This is a genomic window from Bacillus cereus group sp. N31, from assembly GCF_016483245.1.
In the GTDB taxonomy this organism is placed as follows: Bacteria; Bacillota; Bacilli; order Bacillales; family Bacillaceae_G; genus Bacillus_A; species Bacillus_A toyonensis.
Genome location: NZ_JAEHCH010000001.1, coordinates 502,432 through 517,208 on the forward strand (window position 1 = coordinate 502,432; position 14,777 = coordinate 517,208).

Consider the following 14,777-nt stretch of genomic DNA (forward strand, 5'->3'; position numbering starts at 1 on the left):
GCCGTTATCACTTCGTGTTAGCGGCTATTTTTTTCAACGCATAAAGAAATATGGTTTATAATAGGATTAGGGCACAATAGACTGGTTGATAGCAGGGTAAGATAAAGGATAGAAAAGAAAATTTCTTGTGTTGTGTAAATGTTTTTTATAATATTTGACATGTTGACAGATTATGAAATGAAAGTGAGTGATCCATGTGGATCTAACGCAAATTCAAAACCCTAGTTTTTTGAAAGATATGTCTATCAGTGAACTAGAGGGATTGAGTGAGGATATTCGTAAATTTTTAATTGAAGAGCTCTCTCAAACAGGTGGACATATTGCACCTAACTTAGGTGTAGTAGAACTCACAATTGCTCTGCATAAATTATTTGATAGTCCGAAAGATAAATTTTTATGGGATGTAGGACATCAATCCTATGTACATAAAATTTTAACAGGACGTGCGAAGGAATTCGGTACATTAAGGCAATATCAAGGTCTATGTGGTTTTCCAAAACGTTGTGAGAGTGAGCACGATGTATGGGAAACAGGTCATAGCTCGACATCACTATCTGCTGCAATGGGAATGGCTTTAGCACGTGATTTAAAGAAAACGAAAGAATATGTTATACCAATCATTGGAGATGGTGCTTTAACAGGTGGAATGGCCTTAGAGGCATTGAACCATATTGGGCATGAAAAAACAGACATGATTGTTATTTTGAATGACAATGAAATGTCAATTGCACCAAACGTTGGTGCGCTTCATAATGTACTTGGTCGTTTACGTACCGCAGGAAAATACCATTGGGTAAAAGATGAACTAGAGTATATATTGAAAAAAATCCCAGCAGTCGGTGGGAAAGTGGCTGCAACAGCAGAGAAAATAAAAGATAGTCTTAAATATTTACTAGTATCAGGCGTCTTTTTCGAAGAGTTAGGCTTTACATATTTAGGTCCAGTCGATGGGCACGATTATGAAAAGTTATTCGAAACGTTGCAATATGCAAAGAAAACAAAAGGTCCAGTACTTGTTCATGTGATTACGAAAAAAGGAAAAGGTTATAAACCAGCTGAGAGTGACGTAATTGGAACTTGGCATGGAACAGGCCCGTATAAAATTGAGTCAGGTGACTTCGTTAAACCGAAGGAAGTTGCACCAGCATGGAGTGCTGTTGTTAGTGAAACAGTACTTAAGTTGGCGAGAGAAGATGAGCGTATTGTTGCAATTACGCCTGCAATGCCTGTTGGATCGAAACTTGAGAAATTCCAAAAGGAATTCCCGAATCGTATGATCGATGTAGGTATTGCAGAACAGCATGCTACAACAATGGCAGCAGGTATGGCAACGCAAGGGATGAAACCATTCTTAGCAATTTATTCAACGTTTTTACAAAGAGCATATGACCAAGTTGTTCATGATATATGTCGTCAAAATTTAAATGTTTTCATCGGAATAGATCGCTCTGGATTAGTAGGAGCAGACGGTGAAACACATCAAGGTGTATTTGATATCTCGTTTTTACGTCATTTACCGAATATGGTAATAATGATGCCAAAAGATGAAAATGAAGGACAACATTTAGTGTATACGGCGATGCAATATGAAGATGGACCAATCGCTTTACGTTATGCACGTGGTAATGGTCTTGGCGTTCATATGGACGAAGAATTAAAGGCAATTCCAATCGGCACATGGGAAACGTTAAAAGAAGGTACGCAGGCAGCTATTTTAACATTTGGTACGACAATTCCAATGGCAATGGAAGCAGCAGAGCGTCTTGAAAAGGCTGGAGTTTCAGTGAAAGTAGTGAACGCTCGCTTTATTAAACCAATGGATGAAGCGTATTTACATGATCTCTTAGGAAAAAATATACCGATTTTAACGATTGAAGAAGCTTGTTTAATCGGTGGTTTTGGAACTGGAGTAGTTGAATTTGCATCTGAGAACGGATACCATAGTGCATTAATTGAAAGAATGGGTATTCCAGATCGTTTCATAGAGCACGGTAGTGTAACAAAATTATTAGAAGAAATTGGTTTAACGACAGATGCTGTTGTAGACCGTATTCATACAATGATTCCATCAAAACAAAAAAGGGCGTAACAAATGAGTGCAAAAAAAGAAAGAGTAGATGTACTATTAGTAGAGCGAGGGCTTATAGAAACACGTGAGAAAGCGAAACGTGCTATTATGGCTGGACTCGTATATGCGAATGAGATGAGACTCGATAAGCCAGGAGAGAAGATCCCACAAGATACAGAGATTACGGTAAAGGGACAAGTTATGCCGTATGTAAGCCGTGGTGGTTATAAACTTGAAAAGGCACTGGAGACATTTCATCTAGATTTACAAGATAAAGTTATGATAGATATTGGTTCATCAACTGGTGGCTTTACAGATTGTGCGCTTCAAAATGGAGCGAAACTATCTTATGCATTAGATGTAGGATATAATCAATTGGCGTGGAAATTGCGTCAAGATGAGCGTGTTGTCGTAATGGAACGTACAAATTTCCGTTACGTGACACCAGCAGACTTAGAGCGTGGTTTACCACAATTTGCTAGTATAGATGTTTCATTTATATCATTAAAACTAATACTGCCAGTTTTAAAAACAATGCTTATGCTTAACGGTGATGTAGCAGCGTTAATTAAACCGCAGTTTGAAGCTGGAAGAGAGCAAGTTGGGAAAAAAGGCATTGTTCGTGATAGAAAAGTGCATGAAGCTGTCGTGGAAATGATTGTCGATTTTGCTTTAAAAGAAGGCTATGATGTAGAAGGTTTAACATTCTCACCGATTACGGGTGGAGATGGTAATATTGAATTCTTAATTCATTTAAAATGGCATGGTGAACGTGATGAGAGTGGCAAAAATCATTCTCCAATTTCTATTGAGCAAGTTGTTACAGAAGCGCATGACGTTCTAAAACAAAAAGGAAAAGGGGAATAACATATGTTGTTCCTCTTTTTGCTGTAATTGTATAATGATTGTAAAAACAATTGTGTACAAGTAACGAATTATAAGTTAACATAAATAAGTGAAGTATACCAATGTTTAAACTATGGTAAGAGATAGTGTGAGGTGCAAATGTATGAATAAAGGTCAGCGCCATATTAAAATCAGGGAAATTATTGCGAACAAAGAAATCGAAACACAAGATGAATTAGTTGATATTTTACGTAATGAGGGATTTAATGTAACGCAAGCAACAGTATCGCGCGATATTAAAGAACTGCACTTAGTGAAGGTGCCATTACATGATGGTCGCTATAAATATAGCTTGCCAGCAGATCAACGGTTTAACCCGTTACAAAAATTAAAACGAAATCTAGTGGATTCATTTGTAAAATTAGACACGGCAGGACATATGCTTGTGCTAAAAACATTGCCTGGTAACGCTCATTCACTTGGAGCACTTATTGATCATTTAGAGTGGGATGAGATCATCGGAACCATCTGTGGTGATGATACTTGCTTAATTATTTGCCGTACACCTGAGGATACAGGTGTTGTCTCTGATCGTTTCTTAAATATGTTGTAACAAAAAAAATCTTGTTTGCTTTCCTCTGTAAAGTGGAAGTGAACAGGATTTTTTTAGCGGTTAAAAATGTGAATTTTTAATTGTAATATAATATTTTGTTTGAATAAAATTAGAAAATAGGTGGATTGACCCGTAAAACGAATGTTTGGTACAATGGAGCGGGTTAGAAGAGTACATACAAACATATAGTATGACTATTTGAATAAAGAACTGAGAAAAGCCCTTAGTAGGGGATTAGTTTATAACGAGGTGAATGGGGCATTGTTATCGGAATTATCGATTAGAAACTTTGCTATTATTGAGGCATTAAATATTTCTTTTCAAAAAGGTTTAACAGTTTTAAGCGGTGAAACAGGAGCTGGAAAATCGATTATTATTGATGCGATTAGTTTACTTGTAGGTGGCCGTGGTTCAGCGGAATTTGTTCGATACGGAACAGAAAAAGCTGAGATAGAAGGGTTATTTTATGTGGAAGACGACAAGCATCCATGTATTGAAAAGGCAGAAGAGTTAGATATAGAAATAGAAGACGGCATGATTATTTTGAAGCGTGATATTGCTGCAAACGGAAAAAGTGTATGTCGTGTAAATGGGAAACTTGTTACCCTTAGTATATTAAAAGAGATTGGCAAAACGCTTGTTGATATTCATGGACAGCACGAAACGCAAGACTTAATGAATGAAGAGCGACATCTGTTTATGCTCGATCATTTTGATGGGGAGCGTATTGTTAAACAGTTGGATATATATCAAACTGTTTACGCTGACTATGAGAAATTAAAAAAACAATTGAAATCGTTAAGTGAAAATGAACAACAAATGGCACATCGCTTAGATTTAATTCAATTTCAGCATGAAGAAATCCGTAAGGCTGATTTAAAGATGGATGAAGAAAATGAATTAACTGAGGAACGATTGCAAATTTCTAATTTTGAAAAGATTTATAAAGCGTTAGGTGATGCATATCGTTCGTTAAGTGCTGACGGACAAGGATTAGATAATGTAAGAAGTGCAATGGGACAAATGGAGAGTATTACACATTTAGATGAAGTATATCAAGAAAATCATGATTCAATTGCAAATAGCTATTACTTATTAGAAGAAGTTGCGTATCAACTTAGAGAAAATCTCGATATGATGGAATATGATCCGAATCGTCTAGATGAAATTGAAACACGTTTAAATGAAATTCGTATGCTAAAGAGAAAATATGGAAATAATGTAGAAGAGATTTTAGCGTATGCTGATAAAATTGAGCAAGAAATTTTTACGATTGAAAATAAAGACGTTCATATTGAAGCGACGAAGAAGCAGTTAAAGGAATTAGAAAGTGTTATTCTGAAAGAAGCAACGTTGTTAAGTAATATGCGTCATGAACTTGCAGAGCATCTTACAAATGCTATTCATCAAGAATTAAAAGAACTATATATGGAAAAAACGAAATTTGAAGTGAGAATCATGAAGAGAGAAGGAAATGCAGAAGAACCTCTTGTGGAAGGCGCACCGGTGCACCTTACGGCGGACGGCTATGATCACGTGGAGTTTTATATTTCAACGAATCCCGGTGAACCGTTAAAACCACTTTCAAAGGTCGCTTCTGGTGGAGAGTTATCTCGTATTATTTTAGCTTTAAAAAGTATTTTTTCTAAACATCAAGGTATTGCATCTGTTATTTTTGATGAAGTGGATACTGGTGTGAGTGGTCGAGTTGCACAGGCTATTGCGGAAAAAATTTATCGTGTATCAGTAAACTCACAAGTGCTTTGTATTACGCACTTACCTCAAGTAGCTTCAATGGCGGATTCGCATTTATTTATTCGAAAACAGGTAGCGAATGATCGGACAATTACATCAGTTACCGTTTTAACTATGGAGGATAAAGTAACAGAAATAGCTCGAATGATTTCTGGTGTGGAAATTACAGATTTAACGACAGAACATGCGAAAGAGTTACTTACGCAAGCGCATCATTTTAAACAGACAGCAGAGGCTATCCAGTAATGGATAGCTTTTTTTCTCAAATGAAGATTTCTTAATTCTTCCGGTTATAAATAAAGCACTGCAAGGAGAGATTAAAAAGTGAAGCCAAGAGGCTGAATGTGGGGTAGGAGCGAGGAGAGTGAACAAATTGAAATTAGAAAGATTTCGAAAAATAATAGGTCTTTGTCTCCTTGTTTCTTTAGTTTTTATTGGATGTTTTAAGCCGCTTCGGACGTTTATTTCATCCCCGAAGCAACTTGTTGTTTTTGAAGGACAACAATCAGAAATAGCTTCATTACCAGTTTTTAAAGCTTCATCTACAAATAGCCATGTATTTACAGTGAGTTCGAATGAACAAAAACAAGGACTTATGGTAAATTCTCATCAAAATGGTGAAGCGGACATGGTGTTCCAAATCGCTGGTTTTCCAGTAAAAAAAGTAAATGTGAAAGTATTAAAAGATTTTAAAGTTATTCCAGGTGGACAATCAATTGGTGTGAAATTAAACACAAAAGGTGTACTTGTTGTAGGCCATCATTTAATTCAAACTGAAAAAGGTAAAATATCTCCTGGTGAAACAGCTGGTGTGCAAATTGGAGATATGATTACTGAAATTAATGGTAAAACAATTGAAAGAATGAGTGATGTCGCACCATTTATTCATAGTAGTGGTGAAACAGGTGAACCACTTAACCTTGTTTTGTTAAGAGATGGAAAATACATTCGCACGAAATTAACACCACAAAAAGACAGTGGGGAATCGTCTTATCGTATTGGCTTATATATTCGTGATTCGGCAGCTGGAATCGGAACAATGACATTTGTTCATCCAGATTCTATGAAATACGGAGCACTGGGTCATGTCATTTCTGATAATGATACGAAAAAGCCGATTCAAGTTGAAGATGGACAAATTATGCGTTCGACAGTTACATCGATTGAAAGAGGTAGTCATGGGAATCCAGGAGAGAAGTTAGCAAGGTTCTCACCAGATCGTGAAGTGATTGGCAATATTACAATAAATAGTCCGTATGGTATTTTTGGAAAATTAAATACAAATATGACAAACGGCGTAATGGATAAAGCAATGCCTATCGCATTATCTCATCAAGTAAAAGAAGGACCGGCAAAAATATTAACAGTTATTGATCAAGATAAAGTAGAAGCATTTGATATTGAAGTTGTTAGTACGGTACCGCAAAAATTTCCAGCTACAAAAGGTATGGTAATAAAAGTAACAGATAAGCGTTTATTAGCAAAAACAGGTGGTATCGTACAAGGGATGAGTGGAAGTCCAATTGTACAAAACGGGAAAGTAATCGGAGCCGTTACACATGTATTTGTCAATGATCCAACATCAGGGTACGGTGTTCACATTGAATGGATGTTACATGAGGCTGGAATTAATATTTATGATCAAGAAAAAAAAGCGAGCTAATTTATTCATTAGCTCGCTTTTCTATTGAAAAATTCGTTGAAATTTTGTAAAAGCTCCGCAAGAGATGTTTTTTGTTGTAAAATATAAGCAAAGGGTTGAACGTTTCGTTGTATTTCTATGATGGAATGTGTTGCGAAAGGGAATAAATGAACGATAAACATATTTTTTTGTGATTTTATCGGAAAGTAACAAACTTTAAAAGGGAATTTTCACACAATTGTCGAACAATTCATGTAGCCTAGAAGGATACACATGTCGGAGAATCGATTCGGTAAGGGAGGAAAAGCTGTGGAGAAAATTAAAGTATGTCTTGTGGATGATAATAAAGAATTAGTATCAATGCTAGAGAGTTATGTAGCTGCTCAAGATGATATGGAAGTAATCGGTACTGCTTATAATGGTCAAGAGTGTTTAAACTTATTAACAGATAAGCAGCCTGATGTACTCGTTTTAGACATTATTATGCCACATTTAGATGGTTTAGCTGTACTAGAGAAAATGCGACATATTGAAAGGTTAAGACAGCCTAGCGTAATTATGTTAACAGCATTTGGACAAGAAGATGTGACGAAAAAAGCAGTTGACCTAGGTGCTTCATATTTCATATTAAAACCATTTGATATGGAGAATTTAACTAGTCATATTCGTCAAGTGAGTGGCAAGGCAAATGCTACTATTAAACGTCCATTACCATCTTTCCGATCAGCAACAACAATAGATGGAAAACCGAAAAACTTAGATGCAAGTATTACGAGTATTATTCATGAAATTGGTGTACCTGCTCATATTAAAGGGTACATGTACTTACGAGAAGCGATTTCTATGGTGTACAATGATATCGAATTACTAGGGTCTATTACGAAAGTATTATATCCAGATATTGCAAAGAAATATAATACAACAGCGAGCCGTGTCGAGCGTGCAATCCGTCACGCGATTGAAGTAGCGTGGAGCCGTGGAAATATTGATTCTATTTCGTCCTTATTTGGTTATACAGTATCCATGTCAAAAGCAAAACCTACGAACTCTGAGTTTATCGCAATGGTTGCGGATAAGTTGAGACTTGAACATAAGGCTAGCTGAGAGTAGAAGTAGTAAAGGGTTTATTTTTTAGCAAAGCTGACGGGTTTTTGAAATCTATAATCAATATTAATTTTAAACAAATAAACTTTTCATCCGAAGACCAATGAATGTTATGATTCGTTGGTCTTTTTATTTTGTCACGAAAAAATGGAGTAGTAAGTTTGAATGTGTCAAAGTTTTTGAAATTAACGAAAGGGGGTTATTTGATTTTATGGAAAACAAAACCTCTTTTTAGTAATATTACATATAAGAAGAGGTTTTTTATGAAAGGATTACAAGGCACAGATAAGGGGAAGGGAAATAAAATATTAACATGGCTAGGAATAGTAACAACTATCAGAGTTCTTGCTGTTGCAGTTACTTTTCAAATGTTAGGACTTGCAGATAATCTAGCAGATAAACATGCGAGTGCTGAAATAGATAAAAAAGAAGAATCAGCGGTAGTAGATGGTGTTCATCCTGCACTGATTATTAATCTTCACCAATCGAGCTTTTCGACCTAATGTCTTCGCAAAATTGTGAGTTGATTTAGTGAATGGATAGCGGAAGTTGTTTAAATATATGTAAAAAACCTTAAGAGAAAGCAGATTATACAGGTAATATAATACGTTGGTTTGACAGTGCAATTTTGATAACGTATCATTAATTGGGGAATGCTGGAGATATAGGAGAATAAAAGAATGTCTGTAAAAAAAATAGTGAATCAATTTTATCCAATCATTGTTATGACGGTGTTTTTATCTGTATTTTCAATGATAGTAAGTAAATTTTTTATCCCGAAAATAATTTGGATGAGTGGAGAATTTCCTTATCCGACTGAAGAGTATACTGCGCGAAAAGTAGGCGTTGTTATAGTAGCGACACTTCTTTTATTTGGGCTTTTCTTTATGTATTATAAATGGGTTATTAATAAAATGAAAAGAACGTATACAAATGTCGTGATTGCCTTGGGTATAATGGGTATTTTGACAGTAGAAATAATTATTACTTCTATAGCGTTTAACCCTGTTGTAGGAGATTATGCCATCCTTAAAGAAGGAATTGTCTCTGTGTTTAATGGAGATAATTATTTTTTAGAGATGGGACAGCTTTTATTTTATCCATATAATACACATATTGTATTATTAGGAGGGTACTTTGCCAAATTAATCGGAAGTGTAGATGTAGCAATAAAAATATTACCAATAGCATGTATAACAGGGAGTATTATTTTAAATGTATTGATTGTAAGGAAAATTACAAACTTTAAAGTTGCTCACATATCGATTGTATTGTCTGTACTAAATATTTTTATATATTGGCAGGCGCCAGTTTTTTATACACACACATTAGTAATATTTTTCATTTCAGCAACGATGTATACGTATTTGTGTTTGAAAACGGCAGAAACAAAAAGAATGCAGGTTATTTTATGGGTTTTATTGGGAGTTTTTGCAGCTTGTACTTATATTATAAGACCGACAGCATTGGCCGTAGCGTTGGCGATTTTAATTGAAAATATTTTAAAGTTTCGTAAGAAATATTCTCTGAAGGTGTTAAGTAGTGTTGTATTTTGTTTAATTCTCATTATAAGTTTTAAAGGTATAACGACCAAACTGAATCTCAGTACCGATAATGAAATTGAAAAAATTCCATACACCCATTGGATAAAAATGGGCGTTAACAAAGATACGTATGGTGTCTGGAATCAGGCGGATTCAGATTATATTAATGATGAAAAGATGAAGAATACGAAGGACTTGAATGAACACAATAAAGAAGTTATAGTACAGCGATTTAATGAACTTGGCGTAATGGGTTATATAAAACATTTAAATGAAAAAATAACTAGAGAATGGGTATCGAGTCAATTTTCAATGTATCGTATTGGGGAATGGTTCCAGCAGAAAGATGAAACGGTCACAAATTTTGTATCGAACTATAAAGAAACGAAGTATAAAATGGTTACCATATATTCGTATATTTTTAAGTTATTTATCTATCTAGCTGTTTTAGCAGCAGTTATTTTTTATAAGCAGAAAGATGAAGCTGAATCAGAGGTTATACGGATCTCAATGGTTAGTATACTAGGAATACTTACTTTCTTGTTACTATGGGAAACGGCACCTCATTATACTTATGAGGCTTTTGCATTTATGAATATTCCGGCTTCTTTAGGATTGTATAAATTGTTTACGATTTTCAATAATAAAAAAATAGTTTAGATTAGTTGTTAAACCCTATCTTGTAATAAGATGGGGTTTTATGTATAGGATTAGGTAATTTATTGTTGAAAGAAAATAGAATTATAGCGAGTAGATTGTTGTTCTGGTGTTCTAAATGTAAAATTGACAGTTTTAGGGTGGTGATGTAGAATTTGGTTAGTTTTTATATTTTGAATGCTCTGGTAATTATAGGGATATGTATATTATGAATATGTTGACTTTTAATATCTCCAGGTTTTCATCAAAAAACACGCTAAAAGAAGTCATGGTTTTCAGTTAGAAAGAGGGGAAAGGACTATGTTAATTTTATGCTTGTCTGACAAAAAACGATGACATAATAATTATACATCTATAAAGGAGACAGAAAATGCAGACAAAGTGGTTAAAATGGGAAGTTATAGCAGTTGTTGTTGCGGCAATAGTAATGATTGGTTTATTACTTATTAAGCCTATTGTTGGTCTCGCTGACAATGGTGACTTTGAACGTATTATGATTCAAATTGGATTGGCTTATCCAGATCCAAATGAAGCGAGGGTAGATAAATACTTTTCATTTATCCATCATTTATATGCTTATGTGAATCCAGCTGCAGGTGATTATGTTTCTTCGCAGTTGTTTCTCATGGTTCCAGCTTTATGGATTGGGAAATTATTACCAGGACCTTGGTTTGATATACGAGTTCTAGCGGTCGAATATATTATGATTTTTCTTCTAGCACTATATCTAATTGTCAAACTGAATAAAACGAATAATAAAATCGTGAATGGTTTTCTTGTAACGTTAACAATTGTTGTTTTTGCAGATATTGGATACATACTATATTTTAATTCTATGTATGGTGAAGCTGTAACGTATGTGTTTCTATTTTTAACAATTGCATTAGGGATACAACTTGCGCGTCAGAAACATCCGTCTGTTTGGTTAGTTATTTTGTTTTATATATCAGCAATAATGCTAGCTTGTTCTAAAACGCAGTATACACCAGCAGGATTTATAGCAGCACTACTTACTATTAGACTATGGTTTATACGCAAGGATAAAGTATGGAGAAGTGTAATTGTATCAATGACGGCATTACTTTTAATTTTATCTTTCATTTGTTATAAAAGCTCACCTGCCTGGATTGATAAAATTAATATATATCAAACAGTATTTTATGGGGTTCTTAAAGATTCTCCAAACCCAGAACAAGATTTACGTGATCTTGGAGTTGATCCAGAACTTTCTGTAAATGCAGGAACTCATTTTTGGTCTAATGCAGCGATACCACAGGAAGACCCGAGATTGCATAAAGAATTATATAATAAAATAAAATTCCCTGATATCGCCAAATTTTATTTAACGCATCCACAGAGATTTTGGAGTAAACTAGAGGCAACAGCTGAATATGCTTGGACTATCCGGCCGTCCGTTGATGGGGTTGCTTTTCTTGGTAATTATGAGAAAAAAGATAATCCAGTTCCTGTTGCTCAAGTGGAGACATTTTCTTTATGGAGTCATGTGAAAGAGCAATATCATCCAAATGGATTCAAATGGATTGTTCTTTTATACATTTTATATGGACTAGGAATTTTGCTAGAATACAGAAGAGCTAAGACGCATAGTGAGCGGCTTATTCCTGACATATTTACAGCGGTAGCTATAATTGGCATGATTTCTTATGTGGTCCCATTTGTTGGAAGCGGAGAAGGGGATTTCGCTAAACATTTATTTTTATTTACAGTTTGCTTAGACGTAATGTTAGTAAGTGGGATTTGGTGGTTAGCGAAAGGTAGATTACAATAAAAACTTAATTAATAGAGGATAATAGTCAGTGGAGATAGATAAAAAAAGCTGACTAAAATTCCACTGTATTTTATGATTATTTACGATACTAATCTTCATCGTTATGTAAGAAAAACTATTTGAAATACGAAACGAACTAGATTATTATTATTTAAGAGTCTATAATGGTGTATATTGGAAAGATTTTAGGAGGATGGACATGGAATTTTTGAGCGGAAAAGTAGTTACCGTGTTATTAGCATTGTTTTTTATCATTACAGTATATGTTAATATTAATACGGTATACTATGTAATCATTTCCTTTTTTGGATTTGGTAAAGCAAAACGTGATTATGAAATAATTGAAGATAAGACAAAGTTTTTAATATTAGTTGCAGCACATAATGAAGAGAAAGTAATTGGTTCAACTATTGATAATTTAAGAAAAATTCAATACCGAGATGATTTGTATGATATTTATGTTGTAAATGATAATAGTACGGATAGAACAGGTGCTATTTGTGAAGAAAAGGGAATGAAATATGTTAATACAAGTGAACAGCTATTTCCTCGTGAAGGCGTAGGGAAACCAGCAGGTTTACAATATGCGTTACGTCATTTAGGATTTGATAAACTGACTGAAAAATATGACTGTTTAATGATTTTAGATGCTGATAATCATGTCGATTCGAATGTTTTACAAGAGTTAAATTCACAGTACATTGCTAAAGATAAGCCAGAAGCGATTCAAATTTATTTAGATTCAAAAAACTCAGCGACTAATTTATCGCTTGGTTATGCTATGAGCTATTACTTAACAAATCGTTTCTTCCAGCTGGCAAAATATCGTCTGGGATTACCGAATGCTATTGGTGGAACTGGGTTCATTGTTAAAATGGAGTACTTAATGAAGCATGGTGGTTTCCGTTTTGATTCGCTAACAGAGGATTTAGAATTAGAGATGGAAATTGTTAAAGATAATGGAAGAGTATTATGGAATCACTTTGTTCGAGTATACGATGAAAAACCAGATAACTTTAAAATTAGTATTAAACAACGTACGCGTTGGTCTCAAGGGCATTGGTATGTTGCATTTACAAACTTTAAACCTATGGTAAAAAAACTGTTTACTGAAAAAGGGAAAATAAGAATTATTGACCAGTTGTTTTATCTATTCGGAATGACTCGTGCAGTTCAAATGACAATAACCTTGATAGGTATTTTAATTGCTTTAGGATATGTTGTTGCGACGCAATCATATCAAGATATCCCTGCAATAGGGAAACGTTTAGTTGCGATGATTTTAGGTGCGAGTATTCTTTCTTTAATATTATTCCTGTATCAATTTGTTGTTTGTATGTATTATGCAGTTAAGGTAGATACAAATAGAAAGTATAAACTTATCCAAATGAGTTTTTCTATCTTTTATTACGCATATACGTTTGTTTATGCTCAAATTGTTGGTCTAATTAAATGGAAGCAACAACATACATGGGTGAAAACAGAGCATAATAAGACAACGATAAATCATAAAGCGGATAAATGATAAAGGTTTAATATATTTCCAATAGAGAAATGAAAGAGCGATGCCATGAGGCAACGCTCTTTCATTTTTTTGTTCAAAGAATGCTTGTAAGAAAGCGATTAGTTGTGGGATCAGTAGGAGAATAAGACAAGATAACTTATCTGGTGGAAGTTTCACTGTATGGAAGATGTACTTGTGATAGTATATGTAGTAAGGATAAATTAAAAAGTCCTGCAAAACAGGACCATATTATTCTTCGTCTTTATTTTGTTTTTCTAATTCAACTAGCTTTTGAATTAAAATGTGTTGTGGCATATGCATGAGCTGTTCGAGCGGCACACCTAATGCTTTTGATAAGCGAACTGCAGTGTCTGGAGAAATTTGTAATGGTCTCATAGAAGTACCTCCTTTTTCGTATAGTATAGCATAAGATTGGGGGAGTGAGGATGACTCTTATATTTGCACATCGTGGTGCAGCGGGAACGTATCCGGAAAATACAATGGTTTCATTTGAAGCGGCGGAGGCTTTTAGAGCGGACGGAATTGAGCTTGATGTTCAACTAACGAAAGATGGAAAGGTTGTCGTCATTCATGATGAAACGGTGGATCGGACAACAAATGGAAAAGGTGCGGTTCGAAATTATTTATATGAGGATTTATGTAAGTTGGATGCGAGTTATAAATTCGGTGATAAAGTAGGTTTTTGTAAAATACCTCTTCTAGAAGAAGTATTAGAATGGCTCGCCAAAACGAAATTGCTACTCAATATTGAATTTAAAAATAATAAAATCCCATACAGAGGTTTAGAAGAAGAGGTTATAACACTTGTACGTAAGTTTAGTCTAGAAGATCGTGTTGTATTTTCTTCGTTTAATCACTACAGTATGAAAAAATGTCATATGATGGCTCCGGATATTCAAACAGCTATTTTATATCGTGAAGGTTTGCATAGTCCGTGGGCATATGCAAAAAAAATGGGAGCAACAGCAGTACATCCTAATTATCGTTACCTTCAAGATGCCATAGCTATACTAACAATGGAAAGTGGTGTAGAGGTTCGCCCCTATACAATAAATGAAGAAACTCTTATGCGTAAATATTTTGATATGAATATTTCGGCGATTATTACCGATTATCCTGAAACAGCAAGAACTTTATTGCCGATAAAAAAATGAGACCTAATATAAAGGTCTCATTTTTTATTTATCAAGCTCTTTGTTGTAGGACTCATCATCAGTTAGAAATGGACAAAACC

12 protein-coding genes are annotated in these 14,777 nt (G+C 34.5%); 11 read left to right on the forward strand and 1 reads right to left on the reverse strand.

The genetic code is table 11. From position 1 onward, the window contains the following. Positions 1-196 precede the first annotated feature (196 nt). The 10 genes from dxs (at position 197) to JDS81_RS02790 (ending at position 13,543) form a co-directional block, all read left to right on the forward strand. Positions 197-2,089, forward strand: coding sequence for a 1-deoxy-D-xylulose-5-phosphate synthase (gene dxs, locus JDS81_RS02745; protein ID WP_000366442.1), 1,893 nt, complete (start codon positions 197-199; stop codon positions 2,087-2,089). Between the two features lie 3 nt (positions 2,090-2,092). Beyond that, positions 2,093-2,935, forward strand: a complete 843-nt coding sequence (locus tag JDS81_RS02750) for a TlyA family RNA methyltransferase (RefSeq protein ID WP_001274740.1) — start codon at positions 2,093-2,095, stop codon at positions 2,933-2,935. A gap of 142 nt (positions 2,936-3,077) precedes the next feature. Next, complete coding sequence (gene argR / locus JDS81_RS02755; RefSeq protein WP_001032581.1) at positions 3,078-3,527, forward strand: arginine repressor ArgR; 450 nt, start codon at positions 3,078-3,080, stop codon at positions 3,525-3,527. A 261-nt stretch (positions 3,528-3,788) separates the two neighbouring features. Then, positions 3,789-5,528, forward strand: a complete 1,740-nt coding sequence (recN, locus tag JDS81_RS02760) for a DNA repair protein RecN (RefSeq protein WP_000947740.1) — start codon at positions 3,789-3,791, stop codon at positions 5,526-5,528. A 118-nt stretch (positions 5,529-5,646) separates the two neighbouring features. Further along, positions 5,647-6,945, forward strand: a complete 1,299-nt coding sequence (gene spoIVB, locus JDS81_RS02765; RefSeq protein WP_002048975.1) for a SpoIVB peptidase — start codon at positions 5,647-5,649, stop codon at positions 6,943-6,945. Between the two features lie 288 nt (positions 6,946-7,233). Next, positions 7,234-8,028: a sporulation transcription factor Spo0A gene (gene spo0A, locus JDS81_RS02770; RefSeq protein ID WP_000411416.1), complete on the forward strand. Its 795-nt coding sequence runs from the start codon at positions 7,234-7,236 to the stop codon at positions 8,026-8,028. 263 nt (positions 8,029-8,291) lie between these two features. Next, the gene (locus tag JDS81_RS02775) at positions 8,292-8,531 is read left to right on the forward strand and encodes a hypothetical protein (RefSeq protein ID WP_242481319.1); all 240 of its coding nucleotides are present in this window, start codon (positions 8,292-8,294) and stop codon (positions 8,529-8,531) included. A 177-nt stretch (positions 8,532-8,708) separates the two neighbouring features. Then, positions 8,709-10,232, forward strand: a complete 1,524-nt coding sequence (locus JDS81_RS02780; RefSeq protein ID WP_097952990.1) for a glycosyltransferase family protein — start codon at positions 8,709-8,711, stop codon at positions 10,230-10,232. 367 nt (positions 10,233-10,599) lie between these two features. Further along, on the forward strand, positions 10,600-12,018 hold the full coding sequence (wsfD, locus tag JDS81_RS02785) for a glycan biosynthesis hexose transferase WsfD (protein WP_097952991.1): 1,419 nt from the start codon (positions 10,600-10,602) through the stop codon (positions 12,016-12,018). Between the two features lie 199 nt (positions 12,019-12,217). Beyond that, a complete protein-coding gene (locus JDS81_RS02790) occupies positions 12,218-13,543 on the forward strand; it encodes a glycosyltransferase family 2 protein (protein WP_000395074.1) in 1,326 nt (441 codons plus the stop codon). A gap of 228 nt (positions 13,544-13,771) precedes the next feature. On the opposite strand, the gene JDS81_RS02795 is transcribed toward JDS81_RS02790, so the two are convergent. After that, positions 13,772-13,918: a YycC family protein gene (locus tag JDS81_RS02795; protein ID WP_001247671.1), complete on the reverse strand. Its 147-nt coding sequence runs from the start codon at positions 13,916-13,918 to the stop codon at positions 13,772-13,774. Between the two features lie 50 nt (positions 13,919-13,968). Between JDS81_RS02795 and JDS81_RS02800 the strand changes: the two genes are divergently transcribed. Continuing rightward, positions 13,969-14,697 carry a glycerophosphodiester phosphodiesterase gene (locus tag JDS81_RS02800; protein ID WP_000172598.1) on the forward strand — a complete coding sequence of 243 codons (729 nt, stop codon included), beginning with the start codon at positions 13,969-13,971 and terminating at the stop codon, positions 14,695-14,697. The last annotated feature ends 80 nt before the right edge of the window (positions 14,698-14,777 follow it).

What these genes read in the sequence shown, in the direction of transcription:
- wsfD (WP_097952991.1), top strand. Translation starts at nt 10,600, where the DNA reads ATGCAGACAAAGTGGTTAAAATGGGAAGTTATAGCAGTTGTTGTTGCG.
- JDS81_RS02790 (WP_000395074.1), top strand. Translation starts at nt 12,218, where the DNA reads ATGGAATTTTTGAGCGGAAAAGTAGTTACCGTGTTATTAGCATTGTTT.
- JDS81_RS02750 (WP_001274740.1), top strand. Translation starts at nt 2,093, where the DNA reads ATGAGTGCAAAAAAAGAAAGAGTAGATGTACTATTAGTAGAGCGAGGG.
- JDS81_RS02795 (WP_001247671.1), bottom strand. Translation starts at nt 13,918, where the DNA reads ATGAGACCATTACAAATTTCTCCAGACACTGCAGTTCGCTTATCAAAA.
- JDS81_RS02775 (WP_242481319.1), top strand. Translation starts at nt 8,292, where the DNA reads ATGAAAGGATTACAAGGCACAGATAAGGGGAAGGGAAATAAAATATTA.
- JDS81_RS02800 (WP_000172598.1), top strand. Translation starts at nt 13,969, where the DNA reads ATGACTCTTATATTTGCACATCGTGGTGCAGCGGGAACGTATCCGGAA.
- JDS81_RS02780 (WP_097952990.1), top strand. Translation starts at nt 8,709, where the DNA reads ATGTCTGTAAAAAAAATAGTGAATCAATTTTATCCAATCATTGTTATG.
- argR (WP_001032581.1), top strand. Translation starts at nt 3,078, where the DNA reads ATGAATAAAGGTCAGCGCCATATTAAAATCAGGGAAATTATTGCGAAC.